Raw genomic sequence first — 19,554 nt, 5'->3', positions numbered from 1 at the left:
GCATGAGCGGAACAGAACGACTGAGCGGGCGCAGACGCGCCCGTTCCCGAAAGGTTGTGGCCTCGGCACTGCAATTCCTCGTCGTCGTGGCGACCACCTATCTCGGCCTTCTCGCCGTCACCTTCTTCATTGGGCGCGTGATTCCGATCGATCCGGTCCTCGCCGTTCTCGGCGACCGGGCGCCTTCGCATGTCGTCGAGAGAACGCGTGAGGCGATGGGGCTCAACCAGCCTCTCTACCACCAGTTCTTCATCTATGTCCGACAGGCGCTTTCCGGTGATTTCGGCACTTCGGTGCTGACGACAAACCCTGTCATGACGGATATCCGCCGCGTGTTCCCGGCGACGATCGAGCTCGCGACGCTTGGAACGTTGATTGGCGCCTTTATCGGTGTGCCGCTCGGCGTGCTCGCAGCGGTCAAGCGCGCCAGCATCGCCGACCAGATCGTCCGCGTCATCGGCCTCGTCGGCTACTCGGTTCCGATTTTCTGGCTTGCGCTATTGGCCCTGCTCGTCTTCTACGCCCGGCTGCAATGGGTCGCCTATCCCGGCCGCATCGATGTCGTCTACGAATATACGTTTTCGCCGATCACGGGGTTTTATCTCGTCGACGCTCTTTGGCAGGGGCAATGGGATGTCTTCCGCGACGTCTTCCGCCACATCGTGCTGCCGGCGTCGCTGCTCGGCTATTTCTCGCTCGCCTATATCAGCCGCATGACCCGCAGCTTCATGCTGAACGAACTGCAGCAGGAGTATATCGTCGCCGCGCGCGCCAAAGGTCTTTCGGAAGCGCGGATCATCTGGGGCCACGCGCTGCGCAACGCGGCCGTCCCGCTCGTTACGGTGATTGCGCTCTCCTATGCGGGCCTGCTCGAAGGGTCGGTGCTTACCGAAACCGTCTTCGCCTGGCCGGGGCTCGGCCTCTATATCACCAATTCGCTGCAGAATGCCGATATGAACGCCGTGCTCGGCGGAACGATCGTCATCGGATCGGTCTTCATCGGCATCAATCTCCTGTCCGATCTCCTCTACCGGACGCTCGATCCAAGGACGCGCGCGCGATGAGCCTTGCCACCGAAACACGACCGATGACACGCCGCGAATGGCTGCTGTCCGACCGGCCACAATCCCGCACGCAGGCGCGTCTCGGCCGCGCCTACATGACCTGGCGGCGCTTCTCGGCCAACCGCTTGGCGGTTCTCGGTCTCATCATCCTGCTCGGGCTGGTCTTCGTGGCGGCCTTCGCCGATGTGCTGGCGCCGCATTCGCCCGTGGTCGGCAACCTTGCCGGCGCACGGCTATTGCCGCCGGGAAGCGAGGGCTATCTGCTCGGCACGGACGACCAGGGCCGTGATATCCTGTCGCGACTTATTCACGGGTCGCGACTGACGCTTGCGGTGGTCGTGCTCGTCGCGATCATCGCCGCGCCCATCGGCCTTATCGTCGGCGCTGTAGCCGGATACTCCGGCGGTTGGGTCGACGCCGTGCTGATGCGCATCACCGATATCTTCCTCGCCTTTCCGAAGCTCGTCCTGGCGCTTGCCTTCGTCGCGGCGCTTGGACCCGGTATTGAAAACGCCGTCATCGCAATTGCGATCACCTCCTGGCCGCCCTATGCGCGCATCGCCCGCGCCGAGACGCTGACGGTGCGCAATTCCGACTATATCGCCGCCGTGCAACTGATGGGCGCGTCGCCGACGCGCATCATCTTCCGCCACGTCATGCCGATGTGCCTGTCGTCGCTGATCGTGCGCGTCACGCTCGACATGGCCGGCATCATCCTGACGGCGGCGGGACTCGGTTTCCTTGGCCTTGGCGCGCAGCCGCCGTTGCCGGAATGGGGTGCGATGATCGCCTCCGGCCGCCGCTTCATTCTCGATCAATGGTGGGTTGCCACCATGCCCGGTGTCGCGATCCTGATCGTCAGCCTCGGCTTCAACCTCCTCGGCGACGGCCTGCGCGATGCGCTCGATCCGCGGGAGAGCGGCCAATGAGCGCGCTTCTGACCGTCAACGACCTGAGGGTCCGGTTCCCAACGCGCACCGGCGTGGTCGAGGCCGTGCGCGGCGTCTCCTTTACGCTCGGGCGCGAACGTCTCGGCATCGTCGGCGAGAGCGGTTCCGGCAAATCGCAGACGGGCAGGGCGATCATGGGGCTGACGCCGCCGCATGCCGAGGTGACGGCAAAGACGCTTTCCTTCGGCGGTATCGATCTCATTTCCGCGCCGCCAAAAGTCCGCCGCGATCTTCGCGGCAAGCGCATTGCCATGATCCTACAGGATCCCAAATATTCGCTCAATCCGGTGATGAGCATCGGCCGGCAGATCGTCGAGACGCTTCGGCGGCACGAGAATGTCAGCCGTTCCGAGGCCCGGGAGCGGGCGTTGGATATGCTCGCGGCGGTGCAGATCCGCGACCCGGCTCGCGTCTTCGATCTTTACCCGCACGAGGTCTCGGGTGGCATGGGCCAGCGCGCGATGATCGCCATGATGCTGGTCGCGGGCCCGGAGCTGCTGATTGCCGACGAACCGACCTCTGCCCTCGACGTAACGGTGCAACTCGAAGTGTTGTCGATCCTCGACAAGCTGGTCGCGGATCGCGGCATGGGATTGATCTTCGTGTCGCACGATCTCAGGCTCGTCTCGTCCTTCTGCGACCGTGTGCTGGTGATGTATGCAGGCAGGATCGTCGAGGAAATCGCCGCATCGGATCTCGCCAGCGCCAAGCATCCCTACACGCAGGGCCTCCTGAACTGCATGCCGGTCATCGGGGCGGACCGCCATCCCTTGCCCGTCCTCGACCGGAAGCCGGAGTGGGCGCTATGACGACTGCCGTTTCCGTTCAAAACCTCACGGTCAGCTATGACGACTTCAAGGCGCTGGACGCTGTCGGCGTCGATGTCGCCGCCGGTGAGTCCTTCGGCCTTGTCGGCGAATCCGGCTCGGGAAAATCCACCTTGCTCAGGGCCGTTGCGGGGCTTGCGCCGGTAACCGAGGGTACGATCCATGTCGAGAACCGGCAGCTTCAAGGCACGCGCCGAGACAAGGCCTTCTATCGCTCGGTGCAGATGGTGTTCCAGGATCCTTACGGTTCGCTGCATCCGCGCCAGACAGTTGACCGGCAATTGCTGGAGCCGCTGGCGATCCACGGCATCGGCGACGGCGAACGCCGCATCCTGAAGGCGCTGGACGAGGTGGGGCTCGGTTCCGGCTTTCGATTCCGCTACCCGCACCAGCTGTCCGGCGGGCAGCGCCAGCGCATCGCCATCGCGCGGGCGCTCATTCTCGAACCATCGATCCTGCTGCTCGACGAGCCGACATCGGCGCTTGATGCATCCGTCCAGGCGGAGGTGCTCAACCTCCTTGAACAGGTGCGTCGCGACCGCAAGCTGACCTTCATCATGGTCAGCCATGATCTCGGGGTCGTCACTCATATGTGCGACCGGCTGGCGGTCATGCGCGGTGGACGCGTCGTCGAACGGTTGTCGTCGGCCGATCTCGTCGCGGGACGCATCGGCGAGGACTACACCCGCAACCTGATGGTGGCGAGCAAGGGCTTTCGGCGGGACTGACCTCCCGAAGCGCTCAGCCCTTGTTCCCGTCGCCTGGCCTCAATTTCTTTGTGAAATGCAAACGCTCCGAGACGCTGTCCCGGGGCGTTTTGCAGAAAAGCGTCTTCGTGTGATCACTTGCGCCGCAGGAAGCCGTCCGGAGCAACGGTGATCATCAGTTTCCGGTCAATCGAGCGGTCGATCTCGAATTCCGGGTGCGATTCAAGATATTTCCACACCGCGGTCTTGGGGTTGTTTCCCTTGCCCCACGGACGGTCGGGATAGGCCTCTTCCGGAAGGTCTTCGATGACCGTGTCGAACACGACGCAATAGCTGTCCTTCGTCGTCAGCGGCGCATAGGCCTCCAGTTCCGCCAACACATGATCATGCGTGTGGTTGCTGTCGAGGCAGACGAGGACGCGCTCGAACGGTTTTGCAAAGTCACGGACCCGTTCGACGACGTTGCGCTCGATGCTCGACCCCTGGATCATGTGGATCCGGGACGACATCGGGTGGGCCTCGATTGCCTCCCGGTTGTGGGCGCGGATATCGATGTCGACACCCAGCACCTTCCGGCGCGGGGCGCGGGGGTCGAACGTCGTGCCCGCCTCGATTGCGTCGCTCATGTCGAGGAGCGCCAGGATCGATGCGCTCATGATGAGCGAGCCGCCGTGGGCGATGCCGGTTTCAATGATGAGATCGGGACGTGTCGCCCAGATGATCTCCTGCATCGCGACGATGTCCTGCGGATACTGGATGATTGGCCGGTCCATCCAGAAGTAGTTGTACGAGTATTTCGGACCGATCGACTGGCGCAGGAAATCGGCGGCACTCTTGCGGAACTCGCTGTTTGCTTCGATTTCGGAGATTCGCGCGGCGAGCTCCTTTCGGAAATCAGTCATGATCGACCTCGATATAGGTGTATGCGTTGTTGGACATTCGCTTGATCTCTTCGAGATAATTGCGGTTCATCACGTAGATGCTCGAGCCGGGGCGCAAGTCCGCCAGCACGTCCTCGGGCGCGCGGACCCGCAGCCCGGTAATCGGCAGATACTTGCCTTGCTTGGCCGGGTTGATGTCGATGACCGCCTTCACCGGCAGCCCTGCGCGCGTGCGCAGCAGCGAGAAGATGACGCCCTTCGATGCGCCGCCCCAGATCACCGCCGGTTCCCGGTCCGCCGTATCCAGTGCGTCGAGCTTGCGGGTGAAGTCCTCCGGAATGCCTGCCCGATCCTTCTCGTCGATGACCGGTCTGCGCAAGGAATTCAATTCCGCAACCACGAACAAATATTGGCCGCCGAAGACACGGCCGCTCGAAATGACGTTGCCGAAGATCCGGTGAAAATCGGACAGCCTGAAATAGTTGACATGTTCGTAGAAGATGTCGAACCAGGCCCGGCGCTCGCAGATCCAGTCGAAGCAGGGGACCTCGATATAGATCTTCCCCTGGCCGCCGTTCGCTTGCTTCAGTTGCTCGAGGAAGGCGACAGGATCGGGAATGTGCTCAAGCACATGGCGCAGAATGAGGCCCTTGGCCTCGATGCCCGAGCCGGGCTGGAAATATTCGCGGCGGACGCGCGGGTTGTCACCCTCATAGGCCGGATCGAAGCCGGTGATATCGACGCCTTCGCCAAGAAGCTTCTCGAGGAAAAAGGCCTTGCCGCATCCTACCTCGACGAGCTCGTGGCGCCCCATCGTATCGAGAATGATCCTGGCGACGTCATCGAGATGACGTTGGAATGAGGGGCTGACGGCCTGCTCGTTCTGATAGCTCGTATCGTAAACCATCAGATCCGGCCGGAAGGCCGCATTGCGCACCAGGCCCGTGCCAAGGTCCTCCACGAGGCGCATTTCCCCGCGCGGCGAAGATATCGCGTCTTCGGGGCTGTCGTACATCTTGTTCTGAAAAATCGGCAACTCGCGCTGCTCGTAAAGCACCCGCGTAGCGTTTTCTGATGCCATAAGTGGTCCCTCAGCCTGTCGGTTCACCTGACGCCCACGACGAATGGCGGGTCGACGAGGTTCTCGGCTCGACCCCCGAAATTGAGCAGGTCCCGCCTACCATGTTCGTCGGCGATTCTCTCGGCAAATTCTCGGATCGTTACCGGTACGCCCGAACAAATATTGACCGCTCCTTGCGCGGTGCTGACCGAAGTGTCCACGATCATCCTGGCGGCTTCGCCGACGTCGAGAAAATCGCGGACCTGGTGACCTTGGGTCAAATCCGCCCTCTGTCCCGCGGCGAGGCATTTTCGTAGATAGGGAACGAAGCGCCGCTCGTCTTCTCCTTCGCCGTAAAGATAGAACAGCCTGCACCAGGCAAATTCGACACCCGCCTGCGGCAGCCATTGTGAAAGCGCCATGAAGACCGCCGCCTTGGCGCCCGCATAGGGTGTCAGGGGCTTGAGCGGCGTATCGATGGTGAGCGGCCGGCCGGTAAGCTCGTATTCAAAGCATGTACCTATGCCGACAAAGCGCCTGACGCCGGCGGCCGCGGCGCCTTTGGCCATGGCCAGAGTGCCGGTGAGACAATCGAGGTTGATGGGTGATGTGAGGTATTTGCCGGGCTCGGCATACCATGCCAGGTGGATGATCGTGTCGATTCCGGCGAGCGCTTGCGCCCACCATTCCGCCGGCTCGGAAAAAAGCGCATCGGTTGAAAGAATGCGCCCGATCCCGGCCACGTCGGCAAGCCGGTCTTCGCTTCCTGTGCGCACGACAGGGCACGCGACAAGGCCGCGTCTGGCCAGTTCGCGCAGGACGTGGCGGCCGACAAAACCGGCAGCGCCGGTGAGAAGGACTTGTCTGGTCAAGCGGTCTCCGTTCGCCGGTAAGGGTTTTCGCGAGGGATCGTGTTCATGAGACACGCAACCCCTCGAAACGATGCAATCCCGGAAGGAAAACGACTACACACCTTCCGTGGAATCGCTCTAACGTCTTTCGATCGCGCGGGAATGATGATACCGCCGCCCCGATGAATCGCTTGGCCAATTGAGAGGGACATGCAATGTCGCGCTTCAAGCGCATCCATACGGAACTTCCCGGCCTGCTGGTGGTCGAGCGCAAGCGGTTTGGTGACGAGCGTGGATTCTTCTCGCGTTTCTTTTGTCAGGAGGAGCTTTCCGAGCTCGGCCCCTCTGGCGTGATTGCGCAAATCAATCATTCGATGACGCGCACCAAGGGTGCCGTCCGCGGGCTTCATTTCCAGCGCCCGCCCTATGAGGAGGCGAAGTTTGTCTCGTGTCTCGCGGGTGCGGTCTTCGATGTCGCTGTCGACATGCGGCCGGATTCGCCGACCTACTTGCGCTGGCACGGCGAAATCCTGAGCGCCGAAAACGCTCGGTCCATGATGATCCCGGGCGGCTTTGCACATGGCTTCCAGACCCTCACCGAGAATTGCGAGCTGATCTATCTTCACGACAAGCCCTTTGCGCCGGAGGCGGAGGGCGGACTGAATGCGCTCGATCCGCGTGTGAATATCGCATGGCCGATCGAAATTACCCAGATGTCCGAGCGCGACCGGAACCTCGCTTTCGTCTGATCGCAGAATGAAGTTGGGGCGCCTACAGCGCCGCGCATCTTTTCAGACGCACAAAGGACGCTGTGGCACTTTGAATTGCTGCATGTTTTGTCCTTAAACCGGTTACGATTTGAGGAAACATGCAGTAATCGCACCCTCAGATCACGCGTACTTCCGGAATCGCCACGACGAAGCGGCCGCCCCAAGAGCGGACGTGATCGTTCGCGGCAACGATCTCATCCGTCAGGTTCCAGGGAAGGATCGCGACGTAATCGGGCCTCGCGGACGCCAGTTCGTCCGGCGCGTGGATCGGGATATGGCTGCCGGGCGACAGCTTGCCCTGTTTCAGGTCATTGCGGTCGACGATGAAGGCTATGTCCTCTGAGGTAAGGCCGCAAACATTCAGGAAGGTGTTGCCCTTGGCCGCCGCGCCATAGGCCGCCACGGTCTTGCCCTCGGCCTTTGCATCCGCGAGAAAAGCCCGGAATTCTTCGCACACCGCTGCGATCCGCTTTCCAAACGCCGTGTAGGTCTCCATGCGCATCAGACCGGCCGCGGCCTCGTCGGCACGCACCGTCGCCAGACCCGCGGTCTCCGGCCTCTTGCCGCCTGGCAGTTGCGCATAGACTCGGAGCGAGCCGCCATGGGTCGGCAGTTCCTCGACGTCGAAGACGTGCAGACCGCAGGCCTTGAAAATGCGCTCTACGGCGACGAGCGAGAGATAGGAGTAATGCTCGTGGTAGATCGTATCGAACTGGATGCCTTCGATGGTGCGCAGCAGATGCGGGAATTCAAAGGTCGCCACCCCGTCCGACTTGAGCAGGATCGGGAAGCCTCTGACGAAATCGGCGATGTCCGGCACGTGCGCCAGAACATTGTTTGCGGCGGTCAGGTCGGCGCGGATGCCGCGGGCGACCAGTCCACTCGCGGTAATCTCTCCGAAGAAGGCAACGTGCGTCGGGACGTTGCGCCCTTCGGCGATCTTGGCGGCATTGGCCGCCGGTTCGACGCCAAGCACGGGAATATACTTCTCGGCGAAATATTGCAGCAGATAGCCGTCGTTTGAGGCAACCTCCACGACCTGTGACGTGCCATCGAGATTGAAGCGGTTAATCATCTTTTCGGCATAGCGCCGGGAATGGTCCAGCCAGCTCGTCGAGAACGATGACAGGTAGTGATATTCCGCGTTGAAGATTTTATCGGCCGGTACCGTTTCGGTAGTCTGGACGAGCAGGCACTCCGAGCAGACCATCACCTGCAAGGGAAAGGCCTGCTCCCGTGCGATCGCTTCCTCGGTCGGCTCGAGAAACGAGTTGGACCAGGGCGTCGCCCCCAGGTCGGCAACGAGCGTTGCGAGCGGGGTCGAGCAGAAACGGCAGTGATGGGGCATCAGCATGGGCAACCTTTCGTAAATTCGGCGATCTGGCCGAGCGTGAGCTGGCGCGCGGCCTCGCCCCGGCGCCAGCCGTTGTACCAGTGCGCGGTCCACTCGATCGCCTGTCGCTGCGTCAGTCGCGCGCGCCAGGCGAGGGTCTCGGCTGCGAGTGCCGGATCAAGACCGAGTGTCTGCATTTCGCGCGGTTGCGCGAGTGAGGAAACATCGTCCCATTGCGGGGAAAGACCCATTGCGGCCTGAATGGCGTTTGCCACGTCACGCACGGCGATCGGCTGTTCGGTGGGCGAAGGACCGAAGTTCAGTGCATCGACGCTGGCTTTGCCCTTGTAGAGCGATTCGGCCAGGAGAAAATAGCCGTTGAGGCAGTCGAGCACATGCTGCCACGGCCGCGTCGCAAGCGGGCTGCGGATGTGGAGCCTTTCACCTGAAAGCGCCGCCCGCACGATATCGGGCACCAGCCGGTCGGCCGAAAAGTCGCCGCCGCCGATCACATTGCCGCCACGGGCGGTAGCGATGCGGATGCCGCGCTCGTTGAAATAGGAGCTGCGCCAAGTCGCGACCGCGATCTCGCAGGCGGCCTTCGAGCCGGAATAGGGATCGTGGCCGCCGAGCGTGTCGCTTTCCCGAAAGTGTCGGCCGCTCTCGTCGTTGCGGTAGACCTTGTCCGTCGTCACCAAAACGATGGCTTTGACCGATGGCGCGGCGCGGGCGGCCTCCAGCAGCCATACCGTGCCCATGACATTGACGTCGAAGGTTTCGGCGGGCGTCGCATAGCTTTCCCGCACCAGCGGCTGTGCCGCCATGTGCAGGACGATCTCCGGCTCGCTCTTCCGCAGGATTTCGGCAAGCGCTTCGCGGTCGCGAATGTCTCCGAGCTGCGCATCCGGTAATTCGCCTGGATGCAGCAGGGCGTGCAGCGACGGTTGGGTAGCCGGCGGCAATGCGTAGCCGGTGACATGCGCTTGCATTTCACTCAGCCACAGCGCAGCCCAACTGCCCTTGAAGCCCGAGTGACCGGTGAGAAGGACGCGTTTTCCCGCCCAGAACTCTGGATCAGCCAGTCGGCTCATGACCAGACCTTCCAGGGCGCGCGGTTTTGCTGCCAGAGCTCTTCGAGCTGGTTCTTGTCGCGCAGCGTGTCCATCGGACGCCAGAAGCCGTCATGCGGGAAAGCCATCAACTGGCCGTCCCGCGCCAGGCCTTCGAGCGGCCCGTCTTCAAAGGGGCTGTGATCGCCTTCGATGCGGTCGAGCACAGCGCGGTTGAGCACGAAGAAGCCGCCATTGATGCGGCCGTTGTCGCCCGCAGGCTTTTCCGTAAAGCTGTAGACCCGGCCGGAATCTATTGCGAGCGCCCCGTATCGTCCTGGCGGTACAACGCTCGTCACGGTCGCGTCGCGCCCATGCCGGCGGTGGAAATCGGTCAACGCGCGTATGTCGATGTCGGCGACGCCATCGCCGTAGGTGAGGCAGAAGGTATCGCCGAGATAATCGGCGACCCGCTTCAAGCGCCCGCCGGTCATCGAGTCCGCGCCGGTTTCGACAAGGGTTACGCGCCAGGGCTCCGCCTTGCTGGTGTGATAGACGGTCTCTCCGGTCGCCATGTTGAAGCTGACGTCCGAGGAGTGGAGGATGTAGTTGGAGAAATATTCCTTGATCATGTAGCCGCGGTAGCCAAGGCAGATCACGAAATCGGAAAAGCCGAAATGGCTATAGATCTTCATGATGTGCCAGAGGATCGGACGACCGCCGATCTCGATCATGGGCTTGGGCCGCAGGTGGCTCTCCTCGGAGATGCGTGTGCCGTATCCACCGGCGAGAATGACGACTTTCATGCCCGATCTGCCTCCAACGTGCGCTTTGCGCTCCGCTTTTCTCGTATTCCAGCCTTGCCCGGGGCTTGATTGGCGACGTCCTTCCTGGGGGGCGGCGTGAACTGCGGAGTCATCCGCGCGCCGCCGGCGTTCCTTGGCGGATTTTGGCCAAAATTGCAACCATGGGGCGCACTGACGCCGGTCGATGCAGCCGGGCCGGCTGCTTGCGCGGGTTTGGGGAAAGGCGCAGAATGCCGCTCGCTGGGGCATGGTTCACCGCGGGAGAAGCGAATCATGAATGATATGAGCCTCACCAATCTGCAAGCGGGAAAGACGACGGTTAAGGCCGAGGCCATCGAGGCGCTGGCGGGGCAATTGCGTGGCCGCGTACTCACCGAGAACGACGCGACCTACGACGAGGCGCGTACGATCTGGAACGGCATGATCGACCGCAAGCCCGCACTGATCGTGCAATGCGCAGGGGCCGCCGACGTCATCAATGCGGTTCGTTTCGCGGCCGAAAACGGCCTGCTCGTCGCGGTGCGCGGCGGTGGGCATAACATCGCCGGCAACGCCGTCTGCGACGGCGGCCTGATGATCGATCTGTCGCCGATGAAATCCGTGCGCGTGGACGTTGCGACGAAGCGGGCATGGGTCGAGCCGGGGGCGACGCTTGCCGATGTCGACAAGGAAACACAGGCTTTTCGACTGGCGCTCCCTACCGGCATCAATTCAACGACGGGCATTGCCGGGTTGACGCTTGGCGGCGGCTTCGGCTGGCTCACGCGCAAGTTCGGATTAACCCTGGACAACCTGCTTTCGGTCGATGTGGTGACGGCGAATGGCGAGATGGTGCGCGCCAGCCTGACAGAGCATCGCGACCTGTTCTGGGCGCTGCGCGGCGGCGGCGGAAATTTCGGCGTCGTCACGGCCTTCGAATTCCAGCTCCACGAACTCGACACGCAGGTTCTCGCGGGGCTGGTTGTCCACCCCTTCGCCGACGCGCAAACGGTTCTCCAGCAATACCGCGAGGCGCTCGAGACTGCGCCGGACGAACTCACCTGCTGGGCGGTGATGCGGCAGGCGCCGCCGCTGCCCTTCCTTCCGGAAGAATGGTATGGCAAGGAAATCCTCGTGCTGGCCATGTGCTACTCGGGCGATATCGCGGCCGGCGGGCAGGCAACTGCGGCCTTGCGCGCAATCGGCAAGCCGATTGCGGATGTCGTCGGTCCCAGTCCTTTCGTCGGCTGGCAGCAGGCGTTCGATCCCTTGCTAACGCCGGGTGCTCGCAACTACTGGAAGAGCCACGATTTCATAGAACTGTCGGACACGACGATCGGCATCCTTCTGGACGCCATCCGTCAATTGCCGGGACCGGAATGTGAAATCTTCATCGGCCACGTCGGTGGTGCCGCCGGTCGTGTTGCAGCCGAGGAGACCGCTTTCCCGCAGCGCAGCTCGCACTTCGTCATGAACGTTCATGCTCGCTGGCGCGAACCGGGAATGGACCAGACCTGCATAGACTGGGCGCGTCGTCTTTTCGAGGCGGCCAAGCCCTATGCAGCCGGGACGGCCTATATCAATTTCATGCCGGCTGACGAAATCGACCGCGTCGAGGCCGCCTATGGCAGCAATTACGGACGGCTTGTCGAGGTCAAGCGGAAATACGACCCGCAAAACCTGTTCCGCATGAACCAGAACGTAAGGCCGATCGAGGAGCGGGGAGCGGCCTGAGTCCACGAGAGCTGCCGCTCACTGCTGAAATGCGGCCATGCGCGAAACCGCACGCGTATGGCCGGACCGCGTCGTGACGGCAGAAGAGAGACGTCAGGAGTCGTCATTTTCGCTTGCGAGGGCTGGCGACTTGGCCGGAGGGGGCTTCATGAAGCAGGACTCGGTAGACGACCTGTTCCAGCGTGCGGCAAAACATGCCGCGCGCTTCCGCGACAACATAGCCGCGGGCCCGCAAAGGCCGCGGATCTCCTACCAGGCATCGCTTGACGAATTCCGCGAACCTCTGCCGGAGAGAGGCGGCCTTGGCGTGATCGAGGAACTTGTGGCGAAGGCGGAGCCCGGACTTCACGCGATGACGGGTCCGCGCTTCTTCGGCTGGGTCATCGGCGGGTCGCATCCCGTTGGGGTCGCCGCCGACTGGCTGACGAGCGCCTGGGGCCAGAACACCGGCAACCATCACGCAACACCCGCTGCCGCGGCCGCCGAGGCTGTTGCTGGCAACTGGCTGCTCGATCTTCTCGATCTGCCGAGAGAAAGTTCCATCGGCTTCGTGACCGGAGCGACGGTCGCGAATTTTGTCTGCCTCGCCGCAGCACGCGGCGATGTGCTGCGAAAGGCCGGCTGGGACGTCGAAGCGCAGGGCCTGTTCGGCGCACCGCCAATCACGGTTTTGATTGGCGATGAGGCCCACGCGACGGTTTTCTCGGCTCTGCAGTTTCTCGGCCTCGGGCACGACAGGGTTGTCCGCGTGAAGACCGATGATGCCGGCCGCATTCTCGTGTCGGATTTCACCGAGGCGGCTGGCAAGGTTTCCGGACCCTGTATTGCCATCCTTCAGGCTGGGCAGATCAACACAGGTGCCTTCGACGATTTCGACCGCATCATTCCTATCGCCAGGGACATCGGCGCCTGGGTTCATGTCGACGGCGCCTTCGGTCTTTGGGCGCGCGCCTGCCCGCAGAGAAGCGGGCTCGCCAAGGGCGTCGACGGTGCCGATTCCTGGGCTACCGACGGCCACAAATGGCTGCAGACGCCCTATGACTGCGGCTATGCCATTGTTCGCAGCGAAGAGGCGCATCGCCGTGCGATGACGATTGCGGCAAGCTACCTGCCGCCAAGCTACGAGGGCGAGCGGGATCCGAGCCATTTCGTCCCGGAATTGTCGCGTCGCGCCCGTGGTTTTGCCACCTGGGCGATGATCAAGCATCTCGGGCGTGACGGCATTGCCGCCATGGTCGCGCGTCACTGTCGGGTCGCCCATGCCATGGCCGAAAAGCTGAGGTCGGAGGAGGGCATTGCGGTACTGAATGACGTCGTGCTCAACCAGATCCTCGTGCGGTTCGGTGCGAAACACCCAGACGACGCGGCCGACCGGCTCACGCAGCGGACGATCGAGCGGATACAGGCCGACGGCGTCTGCTTCTGCGGCGGTGCGATCTGGCGTGGCCGCAAGGTCATGCGCGTATCGGTGATCTCATGGCTGACCGACGATCTCGCCGGCAATGCTGCGGCAGACGCAATCATCGCGGCATGGCGGGCGGTGCTCCGGGAGAGTGACGGTTGCTGATGGCAGATATGCACGTGACCATTCGCACGGCTGTGTCGGCTGACGACTACGCCGCCTTCGACACATTGATCCGGGAGTATACGGACTGGTGCCGAGCCCGCTATGCGCACGACCGCTGGTTCGTCGACGCGGCGTTCGGTCATCAATCGCTCGATGCGGAACTAATGAACCTGCCGGCAGTGTACGGGCCGCCGAATGGCAAAACCCTTCTTGCCACGATCGGCAACCAGATCCACGGCGCCTGCGCCTACCGCCGGCTTTCAGATGGGATTTGTGAGATGAAGCGGCTGTTTGTTCCGGCGCGCTCTCAGGGGCATGGCATCGGCAGGCGTCTGGGTGACGCGATCATGGCTGCGGCGAGCGCCGACGGCTACATGCTGATGCGGCTCGACACGGCCAACCGCCTGACGGAGGCGATCGCCCTGTACAAGTCGCTCGGGTTCCGCGACTGTCCTCCATACCATCAGTACCCGGATGACCTCATGCCCCATATCGTCTTCATGGAGCGCGAGCTCGGCACAACGCCTTCAACCTCTGACTAACACTTCCGTCTCCTCCGCCAGACGGCGGGCGAGGTCGGGGGAAAAGTGCGCCGCCAACCTTGCCTGAGCGTCGCGCCAGACCGGAATCGCCGCTTCAAGCCTTTGAGCGCCGGCCTCCGTCAGCCACACGGCGCGGCGGCGCAGATCAGCCTCGACGATGGCAATCTCGATCAAGCCTTCATTCTCGAGGGTGCGCAGGTTCCGCGAAAGGGTGGATTGTTCAAGCCCGCTGCGCCGCGCCAGGGCGCCGAGCGTGTCGTCGGATGCCGCTGCGATCTGGGCCATCAGGCCGAGTTGCGCGACGCTCAGCCCGCATCCCGCCATTTCACGATCCATGAATTGGGTGATGCGCCGGGCGGCGAGCCGGCTGTTCAGGCCGGCGCAGATGTCCACCAGGATACTGGCATCGCTGCGGAGCGTTTTCGGCGGTTGCTTCGTCTTTTCCATGGTTGTATGCATATACATAGTATCTAGATACATGGAAAGGCTTCTGATGAGCTCGCTCAAATTGAAGCGGGTATACGAGGCGCCGGAGGCCAGCGACGGCACGCGCATCCTCGTCGATCGGCTTTGGCCACGCGGCGTTGCCAAGGACAAGGCCGGGGTCGATCTCTGGCTGAAGGACATCGCGCCGAGCGATGCCTTGCGCAAACGCTTCCATGGACAGCCGGATGCATGGGACGAGTTCTGCACGGCTTATGCGGCGGAACTGGAGGACGCGGCGGCGCAGGCGGCGGTCCAGGAGCTTCGCGAGCATCTGGCAAACGGTTCCGTGACGTTGCTATTCGCGGCGCGCGACGTCGGGAGGAACAATGCCGTGGCACTGAAGGCATGGCTGGAGCGACATGGGTGAGGCGTTGCCGAAGTAGCAAGCGGCCGTGATGGCGCGCGAGGACCAGTTTGCCGGCCCCGGTCACACCCGCATCGCCTCGATCACCGCCCGCAGTCCCGCTGAAATGTTCCGGCGACTCGGATAGTAGAGATAAAACCAGTCCTCCGGCGGACACCATTCATCGAGGCAGCGGATCAGCCTGCCGTCAAGGACCTCGCGTTGTGCGCGGTTTTCCCAGACATAGGCGAGCGCCACGCCGGAAAGCGCCGCTTGGACCATGAGTTCCTGGTCATCGAGCGCGATCGGTCCGCTCGGATGGAAGGCGACAGCCTCGCCGCGCCGTTCGAATTCCCAGGGGTAGCGCACACCGGTCGGATACATGTTTTGAACGCAGACATGATCCTTCAGTTCGTGCGGCGTCTGCGGGATGTCCCGCTCCCGGAAGTAGTCCGGTGCGCCGACGACCGCGAAGCGTAGTCGAGGCCCGACCTTCACTGCCACCATGCCCTCCCGAAGGCTCTCGCCGAGGCGGACTCCGGCGTCGAAACCTTCCTCGACGATATCCACCAGTCGGTCGGTCGCGGAGATCTCCAGTTCCAGATTGGGGTTGTCCCGGATAAGCGGACCCATCACCCGCCCCAAGATGAAAGGGGCAATCGAATTCGGGACATTGATGCGCACCTTGCCGAACGGCGTGTCGCGAAATCTGTTGAGCGCGTCGAGCGCCGATCCGATTTCACCGAAGGCGGGGGTGAGATGCGCCAGAAGCATGGTGCCGGCGTCGGTCAGCGAGACGCTGCGGGTCGTGCGGTTGAGCAGCCGAAGCCCGATCCGTTCCTCCAGATTGCTGACGGCGTGGCTGATCGCCGAGGCCGTCACCCCACGCTCCTCGGCGGCCTTCCGGAAGCTTCGGTGCCGCGCGACGGCGTCGAAGGCCGCAAGTTCTGACAGATCGGTTGCCCGCATAGATGAACCTCGCTCAGCATTGTTGAGATATTTTCCATTCTAATCACGCAAATCTAATTGCGCCATTCTCCCCTTGTCGCCACGGGCAAGTCGGCCCCGGCCTCGAGGATCTGATCCTCATCCGATCAAGGAAGGAGTTCGCAATGGCACAGACATGGTTCATTACAGGCTGCTCGACCGGCTTCGGCCGCGCGCTCGCACAGCACGTCATCGCGCTCGGCCACAATGTTGTCGTCACGGCTCGTGACGCCGCGCAGGTCGCCGATCTAACGGCCATCGCGCCGGACCGGACGCTCGCGCTCGCACTCGACGTGACGAAGGCAGACGACATTGCCGCGGCGACACGCGCCGCCGAAGAGCGCTTCGGCCACATCGACATTCTCGTCAACAATGCCGGTGTCGGTTATTTCGGCGCCTTCGAGGAGAGCGACATGGATGCGGTCCGCGCCATGTTCGAGGTCAATGTCTGGGGCCTCGCCAACATGACCCGCGCCGTCCTGCCCGGCATGCGCCGGCGCCGCTCGGGCACGATCGTCAACATTTCTTCGGTCGGTGGCCTGCGGTCGGTGCCGTCGCTAAGCTTCTACGCGGCCTCGAAATTCGCCGTCGAGGCATTGTCCGAGGGGCTGTCGAAGGAGACGGAGCCTCTCGGCATCAAGGTGCTCATTGTTGAGCCCGGTCCCTTCCGCACCGATTGGGCGGGACGCTCCGCCGGCGAGGCCACCGTCTCGATCAACGACTATGAGGACACGGCAGGTGCCGTCTGGCGCCGGATCAGGGGTTACAGCGGCAAGCAACCTGGCGATCCGGATCGGGCCGCGCGCGCGATCGTGATGGCGGTTAATGCCGCCGAACCGCCGCTGCGGCTGCTGCTCGGCCGCGAAGCTCTCGCCGGTGCTCGGGCGAAGCTCGATGCCTTGCGCAAGGATTTCGATGCCTGGGCCGAAGTGACCGAAGGGGCCGACTTCCCGGCTGCTGAATCGAACTGATTGACACTCGAAGAAAACATCCGACTCAACTCAAGGAAAAAGGATATTCCCATGCGTATCTGGTTCATCACAGGTGCCTCCCGCGGCTTTGGCGCACTGATCACCAAGGAGGCACTCAGTGCCGGTGATGCGGTCGTTGCCACGGCGCGTCGCGTCGAATCCCTCGATTCGCTCGGCCAGCACGCGAACCTCCTGACGCTCGCGCTCGACGTCACCAATGAGGAACAGGCCCGGGCGGCAGCCGCAGCAGCGGTCGAGCGCTTCGGCCGGATCGACGTGCTGCTCAACAATGCCGGCTACGGTCTGCTCGGGGCCGTCGAGGAAGCGACCGCGGAAGAAATCGAGAAGATCTATCGCACCAATGTCTTCGGCGTTCTCGCCGTCACCCGTGCCGTCCTGCCGCAGATGCGCAGCCAGCGCTCCGGCCACATCATCAACATCTCGTCGATCGGCGGCTATACGGCCTTTACCGGCTGGGGCGTCTACGGCTCGACCAAATTCGCGATCGAAGGGCTGACCGAGGCGCTTGCGCAGGAATTGGCGCCGCTCGGCATCAAGGCGACGGTGGTCGAGCCGGGTTTCTTCCGCACCGACTTCCTGGACGAGCAGTCGTTGTCGGTGAGCCCGCTGTCGATCTCCGATTATAGCGAGACCGTTGGCGCCATGCGCGAATTCGCCAAGACGGCAAACCATGCCCAGCCGGGCGACCCGGCGCGGTTCGCCAAAGCGATGGTGCAACTTGCCCACGCCGACAACCCGCCGCTGCGCATGCCCTTCGGAAGCGACACCGTGGCCGCGATCGAAGCCAAGAACGCCCATGTCGCCGGCGAACTCGCCGCCTGGCGGGAACTCGCGGTATCGACGGACTTTCCGAAGGACAGTGCGGCCGCGTAACGACCGGCCGAAGTTGCAGAAGGCCGGTGGCTGCACGGCGGCCGCCGGCCTTTGTTGCGTCTGCAGTGGGTGTTTTTGGAATTGAAGTGCGGCCGGCGCAACGGCCATTCGCCGTTGACTTCGCAGTTGATGAGAGGAAAATGTCTCTCCTGATACGTCACTACGCAACATTGAGGTGCCTACGATGACGATCGCAAGGAAGCTTCAGAACTACATCGAAGGCGAGGGTGTGGCCTATGACACCGTCGCTCACCACCGCACGGCAACCACCAGCCAGTCGGCGCAGGCGGCGCATGTTCCGGGCAGCAGGCTGGCCAAGTCCGTCGTCGTGCATCACGAAATGGGATACTTTCTCGCCGTTGTTCCAAGCACGCATCGGATCGAGCTCTCCACGTTGCAGGACGTGATGAACAGGCGCCTTGGCCTCGCCTCGGAAGAGGAGGTCAGCACGCTTTTCGCCGATTGCGACACCGGCGCGGTGCCGCCCATCGGATCGGCCTATAATGTGCCGGTGGTCCTTGACGAGAGTCTCGGCAACGTCACCGACGTCTATTTCGAAGGCGGCGACCACAAGACACTGGTGCATGTCAGCGGACCAAACTTCCGCAGCCTGATGAAGGATGCGCAAGTGGCCCGCTTCAGTCACCCGTCGTAACGGGCGATCTCCGGTCGAGCCCTTACCACCGGACGCCGAGTTGGCGCTTCCGAGGCGTTGCCGTACGCGTCTGACGCGGCGCTGGGGCAGGGCCGTGTCACCGTCACAGCACCAGTTCCCAATTCTGCCCGACCAAATCGTGCCCGAAACTATGGTGCTTCTCCTCGTGCACGAGATGAAAACCCGTCGTTTGGTAGATGTGCCTTGCTGCGGTCAGGATGTCATTGGTCCAGAGGGTAACCTTCGAATACCCCGCCTGTCGCGCAAAGCGGATGCATTCCTCGACCAGCCGGCGGCCGATCCCGAGACCTCGTGCGCTTGGCTCGGTGTAGAGGAGGCGGAGCTTGCCGACGGTCGCAGATTCTTCAACGAGGAAGACAGAACCGACGATCTCGCCTTCGCGCTCCGCGACCCAGCAGCGCTCGCGGTTCGGCTTGAAGTTTTGAATGAAATCGGCCGTGATCTGGGCGACGAGGGCCTCAAACCGCTCATCCCATCCGTATTCCTCAGAATAGAGCACACCGTGGCGATGGACGATCCAACCCATGTCTCCGGGCTGATGCGGGCGGAGGATATAGGGGACGCGAGCAGGTTCCGGGGTCGCACCGCCCAGCAGTCGCTCGGCCTCGGCAAGTGCCGTCGCGAGCTTCCGCCGTTCGGGCAGTGAGAGGCGATCGAGCATGGCGCTCACCTCGTCGCGCGAACGCGCGTCGATGGTTGCGAAGCTCTCGCGGCCCGCCGGGGTCAGCGAGATCAGAACCTGCCGGCCGTCCTCCTGCGACGGGCTTTTCGAGACGAGACCGCGCTCTTCCAGGCCCCTCAGGAGCCGGCTGAGATATCCGGAATCGAGCTCGAGCTCGGCTCCGAGCTCCTTGGCTGTGGATGTCTTACGCTGCGCCAGCTCGTAGACGAGGCGGCCCTCGGCGAGCGACAGGGGGCCGCCGAGCAGGCCCTCGTGCAGCAGGCCGATCCGGCGTGTGTAGAAACGGCTGAAGCGGCGCACCGCGGCCACATAATCTTCCTGATCGACCTGCGGCATGGAACATCCATTTAGTTGACGTTGTCATATATATCACTGACTTTGTCACATAATATCGG

At 62.9% G+C, this 19,554-nt stretch carries 21 protein-coding genes; 12 read left to right on the top strand and 9 right to left on the bottom strand.

The features are described 5' to 3' along the window. The first annotated feature begins 20 nt into the window (after window positions 1-20). The 4 genes from QA637_RS12430 to QA637_RS12415 are packed head-to-tail and all read left to right on the top strand — an operon-like array spanning window position 21 to window position 3,569. Window positions 21-1,064: an ABC transporter permease gene (locus tag QA637_RS12430; protein WP_283064957.1), complete on the top strand. Its 1,044-nt coding sequence runs from the start codon at window positions 21-23 to the stop codon at window positions 1,062-1,064. Then, complete coding sequence (gene nikC / locus QA637_RS12425) at window positions 1,061-1,993, top strand: nickel transporter permease (RefSeq protein WP_283061585.1); 933 nt, start codon at window positions 1,061-1,063, stop codon at window positions 1,991-1,993. Before QA637_RS12430 ends, nikC begins: the two co-directional genes overlap by 4 nt. Beyond that, window positions 1,990-2,823 carry an ABC transporter ATP-binding protein gene (locus tag QA637_RS12420; RefSeq protein ID WP_153439120.1) on the top strand — a complete coding sequence of 278 codons (834 nt, stop codon included), beginning with the start codon at window positions 1,990-1,992 and terminating at the stop codon, window positions 2,821-2,823. The genes nikC and QA637_RS12420 overlap by 4 nt, the downstream gene beginning before the upstream one ends. Next, window positions 2,820-3,569 (top strand): ABC transporter ATP-binding protein, encoded by a 750-nt coding sequence (locus QA637_RS12415; protein WP_283061584.1) that lies wholly within the window; start codon window positions 2,820-2,822, stop codon window positions 3,567-3,569. The genes QA637_RS12420 and QA637_RS12415 overlap by 4 nt, the downstream gene beginning before the upstream one ends. 113 nt (window positions 3,570-3,682) lie before the next feature. Here the strand turns inward: QA637_RS12415 and QA637_RS12410 are convergent, their stop codons facing one another. Genes QA637_RS12410 through QA637_RS12400 form a run of 3 tightly spaced genes read right to left on the bottom strand, consistent with a single transcriptional unit; the run spans window position 3,683 to window position 6,361 of the window. After that, entirely contained in the window at window positions 3,683-4,450 is a 768-nt protein-coding gene (locus QA637_RS12410; RefSeq protein ID WP_283061582.1) for a cephalosporin hydroxylase family protein, read from the bottom strand. Continuing rightward, complete coding sequence (locus tag QA637_RS12405; RefSeq protein WP_283061580.1) at window positions 4,443-5,510, bottom strand: class I SAM-dependent methyltransferase; 1,068 nt, start codon at window positions 5,508-5,510, stop codon at window positions 4,443-4,445. Before QA637_RS12405 ends, QA637_RS12410 begins: the two co-directional genes overlap by 8 nt. Window positions 5,511-5,533: 23 nt before the next feature. Next, window positions 5,534-6,361 carry an NAD-dependent epimerase/dehydratase family protein gene (locus QA637_RS12400; protein ID WP_283061578.1) on the bottom strand — a complete coding sequence of 276 codons (828 nt, stop codon included), beginning with the start codon at window positions 6,359-6,361 and terminating at the stop codon, window positions 5,534-5,536. Window positions 6,362-6,555: 194 nt separating this feature from the next. On the opposite strand from QA637_RS12400, the gene rfbC reads away from it, so the two are divergent. Continuing rightward, window positions 6,556-7,089, top strand: coding sequence for a dTDP-4-dehydrorhamnose 3,5-epimerase (rfbC, locus tag QA637_RS12395; protein ID WP_283061577.1), 534 nt, complete (start codon window positions 6,556-6,558; stop codon window positions 7,087-7,089). 136 nt (window positions 7,090-7,225) lie between these two features. On the opposite strand, the gene QA637_RS12390 is transcribed toward rfbC, so the two are convergent. Genes QA637_RS12390 through rfbF form a run of 3 tightly spaced genes read right to left on the bottom strand, consistent with a single transcriptional unit; the run spans window position 7,226 to window position 10,298 of the window. Beyond that, on the bottom strand, window positions 7,226-8,458 hold the full coding sequence (locus QA637_RS12390; protein ID WP_283064955.1) for a class I SAM-dependent methyltransferase: 1,233 nt from the start codon (window positions 8,456-8,458) through the stop codon (window positions 7,226-7,228). Beyond that, on the bottom strand, window positions 8,458-9,534 hold the full coding sequence (rfbG, locus tag QA637_RS12385) for a CDP-glucose 4,6-dehydratase (protein WP_153439110.1): 1,077 nt from the start codon (window positions 9,532-9,534) through the stop codon (window positions 8,458-8,460). Before rfbG ends, QA637_RS12390 begins: the two co-directional genes overlap by 1 nt. Further along, a complete protein-coding gene (gene rfbF / locus QA637_RS12380; protein WP_153439108.1) occupies window positions 9,531-10,298 on the bottom strand; it encodes a glucose-1-phosphate cytidylyltransferase in 768 nt (255 codons plus the stop codon). Before rfbF ends, rfbG begins: the two co-directional genes overlap by 4 nt. 273 nt (window positions 10,299-10,571) lie before the next feature. On the opposite strand from rfbF, the gene QA637_RS12375 reads away from it, so the two are divergent. From QA637_RS12375 to QA637_RS12365, 3 genes are all read left to right on the top strand, one after another. After that, the gene (locus QA637_RS12375) at window positions 10,572-12,011 is read left to right on the top strand and encodes an FAD-binding oxidoreductase (protein ID WP_153439106.1); all 1,440 of its coding nucleotides are present in this window, start codon (window positions 10,572-10,574) and stop codon (window positions 12,009-12,011) included. 148 nt (window positions 12,012-12,159) lie between these two features. Next, window positions 12,160-13,578 (top strand): pyridoxal phosphate-dependent decarboxylase family protein, encoded by a 1,419-nt coding sequence (locus tag QA637_RS12370; protein ID WP_153439104.1) that lies wholly within the window; start codon window positions 12,160-12,162, stop codon window positions 13,576-13,578. Continuing rightward, window positions 13,578-14,120 carry a GNAT family N-acetyltransferase gene (locus tag QA637_RS12365; RefSeq protein ID WP_153439102.1) on the top strand — a complete coding sequence of 181 codons (543 nt, stop codon included), beginning with the start codon at window positions 13,578-13,580 and terminating at the stop codon, window positions 14,118-14,120. Before QA637_RS12370 ends, QA637_RS12365 begins: the two co-directional genes overlap by 1 nt. On the opposite strand, the gene QA637_RS12360 is transcribed toward QA637_RS12365, so the two are convergent. After that, window positions 14,106-14,567 carry a MarR family winged helix-turn-helix transcriptional regulator gene (locus QA637_RS12360; protein ID WP_283061576.1) on the bottom strand — a complete coding sequence of 154 codons (462 nt, stop codon included), beginning with the start codon at window positions 14,565-14,567 and terminating at the stop codon, window positions 14,106-14,108. The two genes, QA637_RS12365 and QA637_RS12360, sit on opposite strands and share 15 nt — an antisense overlap. A 46-nt stretch (window positions 14,568-14,613) precedes the next feature. Here QA637_RS12360 and QA637_RS12355 point away from each other — a divergent pair, with 46 nt between their 5' ends. Then, window positions 14,614-14,973, top strand: coding sequence for a DUF488 domain-containing protein (locus QA637_RS12355; protein ID WP_153439098.1), 360 nt, complete (start codon window positions 14,614-14,616; stop codon window positions 14,971-14,973). Between the two features lie 60 nt (window positions 14,974-15,033). Here the strand turns inward: QA637_RS12355 and QA637_RS12350 are convergent, their stop codons facing one another. Beyond that, a complete protein-coding gene (locus tag QA637_RS12350) occupies window positions 15,034-15,918 on the bottom strand; it encodes a LysR family transcriptional regulator (protein ID WP_153439096.1) in 885 nt (294 codons plus the stop codon). A 143-nt stretch (window positions 15,919-16,061) separates the two neighbouring features. Here QA637_RS12350 and QA637_RS12345 point away from each other — a divergent pair, with 143 nt between their 5' ends. The 3 genes from QA637_RS12345 (at window position 16,062) to QA637_RS12335 (ending at window position 18,456) form a co-directional block, all read left to right on the top strand. Further along, window positions 16,062-16,907, top strand: a complete 846-nt coding sequence (locus QA637_RS12345) for an oxidoreductase (RefSeq protein WP_153439094.1) — start codon at window positions 16,062-16,064, stop codon at window positions 16,905-16,907. Between the two features lie 51 nt (window positions 16,908-16,958). Then, on the top strand, window positions 16,959-17,801 hold the full coding sequence (locus QA637_RS12340) for an oxidoreductase (protein ID WP_153439092.1): 843 nt from the start codon (window positions 16,959-16,961) through the stop codon (window positions 17,799-17,801). A 184-nt stretch (window positions 17,802-17,985) separates the two neighbouring features. After that, the gene (locus QA637_RS12335) at window positions 17,986-18,456 is read left to right on the top strand and encodes an aminoacyl-tRNA deacylase (RefSeq protein WP_153439090.1); all 471 of its coding nucleotides are present in this window, start codon (window positions 17,986-17,988) and stop codon (window positions 18,454-18,456) included. Between the two features lie 103 nt (window positions 18,457-18,559). Here the strand turns inward: QA637_RS12335 and QA637_RS12330 are convergent, their stop codons facing one another. Then, entirely contained in the window at window positions 18,560-19,495 is a 936-nt protein-coding gene (locus QA637_RS12330) for a bifunctional helix-turn-helix transcriptional regulator/GNAT family N-acetyltransferase (RefSeq protein ID WP_283061574.1), read from the bottom strand. Window positions 19,496-19,554 lie beyond the last annotated feature (59 nt).

The sequence above is a fragment of the Sinorhizobium terangae genome (genome assembly GCF_029714365.1).
GTDB lineage: Bacteria > Pseudomonadota > Alphaproteobacteria > Rhizobiales > Rhizobiaceae > Sinorhizobium > Sinorhizobium terangae.
Note: the sequence above shows the minus strand (reverse complement) of the source record. Positions and strands in the feature narration are given on the sequence as shown.

Bases quoted from the DNA above. Each gene is read 5' to 3' on its own strand.
- nikC (WP_283061585.1), top strand. From the start codon at position 1,061: ATGAGCCTTGCCACCGAAACACGACCGATGACACGCCGCGAATGGCTG.
- QA637_RS12420 (WP_153439120.1), top strand. From the start codon at position 1,990: ATGAGCGCGCTTCTGACCGTCAACGACCTGAGGGTCCGGTTCCCAACG.
- QA637_RS12415 (WP_283061584.1), top strand. From the start codon at position 2,820: ATGACGACTGCCGTTTCCGTTCAAAACCTCACGGTCAGCTATGACGAC.
- QA637_RS12410 (WP_283061582.1), bottom strand. From the start codon at position 4,450: ATGACTGATTTCCGAAAGGAGCTCGCCGCGCGAATCTCCGAAATCGAA.
- QA637_RS12405 (WP_283061580.1), bottom strand. From the start codon at position 5,510: ATGGCATCAGAAAACGCTACGCGGGTGCTTTACGAGCAGCGCGAGTTG.
- rfbC (WP_283061577.1), top strand. From the start codon at position 6,556: ATGTCGCGCTTCAAGCGCATCCATACGGAACTTCCCGGCCTGCTGGTG.
- QA637_RS12390 (WP_283064955.1), bottom strand. From the start codon at position 8,458: ATGCCCCATCACTGCCGTTTCTGCTCGACCCCGCTCGCAACGCTCGTT.
- rfbG (WP_153439110.1), bottom strand. From the start codon at position 9,534: ATGAGCCGACTGGCTGATCCAGAGTTCTGGGCGGGAAAACGCGTCCTT.
- rfbF (WP_153439108.1), bottom strand. From the start codon at position 10,298: ATGAAAGTCGTCATTCTCGCCGGTGGATACGGCACACGCATCTCCGAG.
- QA637_RS12375 (WP_153439106.1), top strand. From the start codon at position 10,572: ATGAATGATATGAGCCTCACCAATCTGCAAGCGGGAAAGACGACGGTT.
- QA637_RS12370 (WP_153439104.1), top strand. From the start codon at position 12,160: ATGAAGCAGGACTCGGTAGACGACCTGTTCCAGCGTGCGGCAAAACAT.
- QA637_RS12365 (WP_153439102.1), top strand. From the start codon at position 13,578: ATGGCAGATATGCACGTGACCATTCGCACGGCTGTGTCGGCTGACGAC.
- QA637_RS12360 (WP_283061576.1), bottom strand. From the start codon at position 14,567: ATGGAAAAGACGAAGCAACCGCCGAAAACGCTCCGCAGCGATGCCAGT.
- QA637_RS12355 (WP_153439098.1), top strand. From the start codon at position 14,614: ATGAGCTCGCTCAAATTGAAGCGGGTATACGAGGCGCCGGAGGCCAGC.
- QA637_RS12350 (WP_153439096.1), bottom strand. From the start codon at position 15,918: ATGCGGGCAACCGATCTGTCAGAACTTGCGGCCTTCGACGCCGTCGCG.
- QA637_RS12345 (WP_153439094.1), top strand. From the start codon at position 16,062: ATGGCACAGACATGGTTCATTACAGGCTGCTCGACCGGCTTCGGCCGC.
- QA637_RS12340 (WP_153439092.1), top strand. From the start codon at position 16,959: ATGCGTATCTGGTTCATCACAGGTGCCTCCCGCGGCTTTGGCGCACTG.
- QA637_RS12335 (WP_153439090.1), top strand. From the start codon at position 17,986: ATGACGATCGCAAGGAAGCTTCAGAACTACATCGAAGGCGAGGGTGTG.
- QA637_RS12330 (WP_283061574.1), bottom strand. From the start codon at position 19,495: ATGCCGCAGGTCGATCAGGAAGATTATGTGGCCGCGGTGCGCCGCTTC.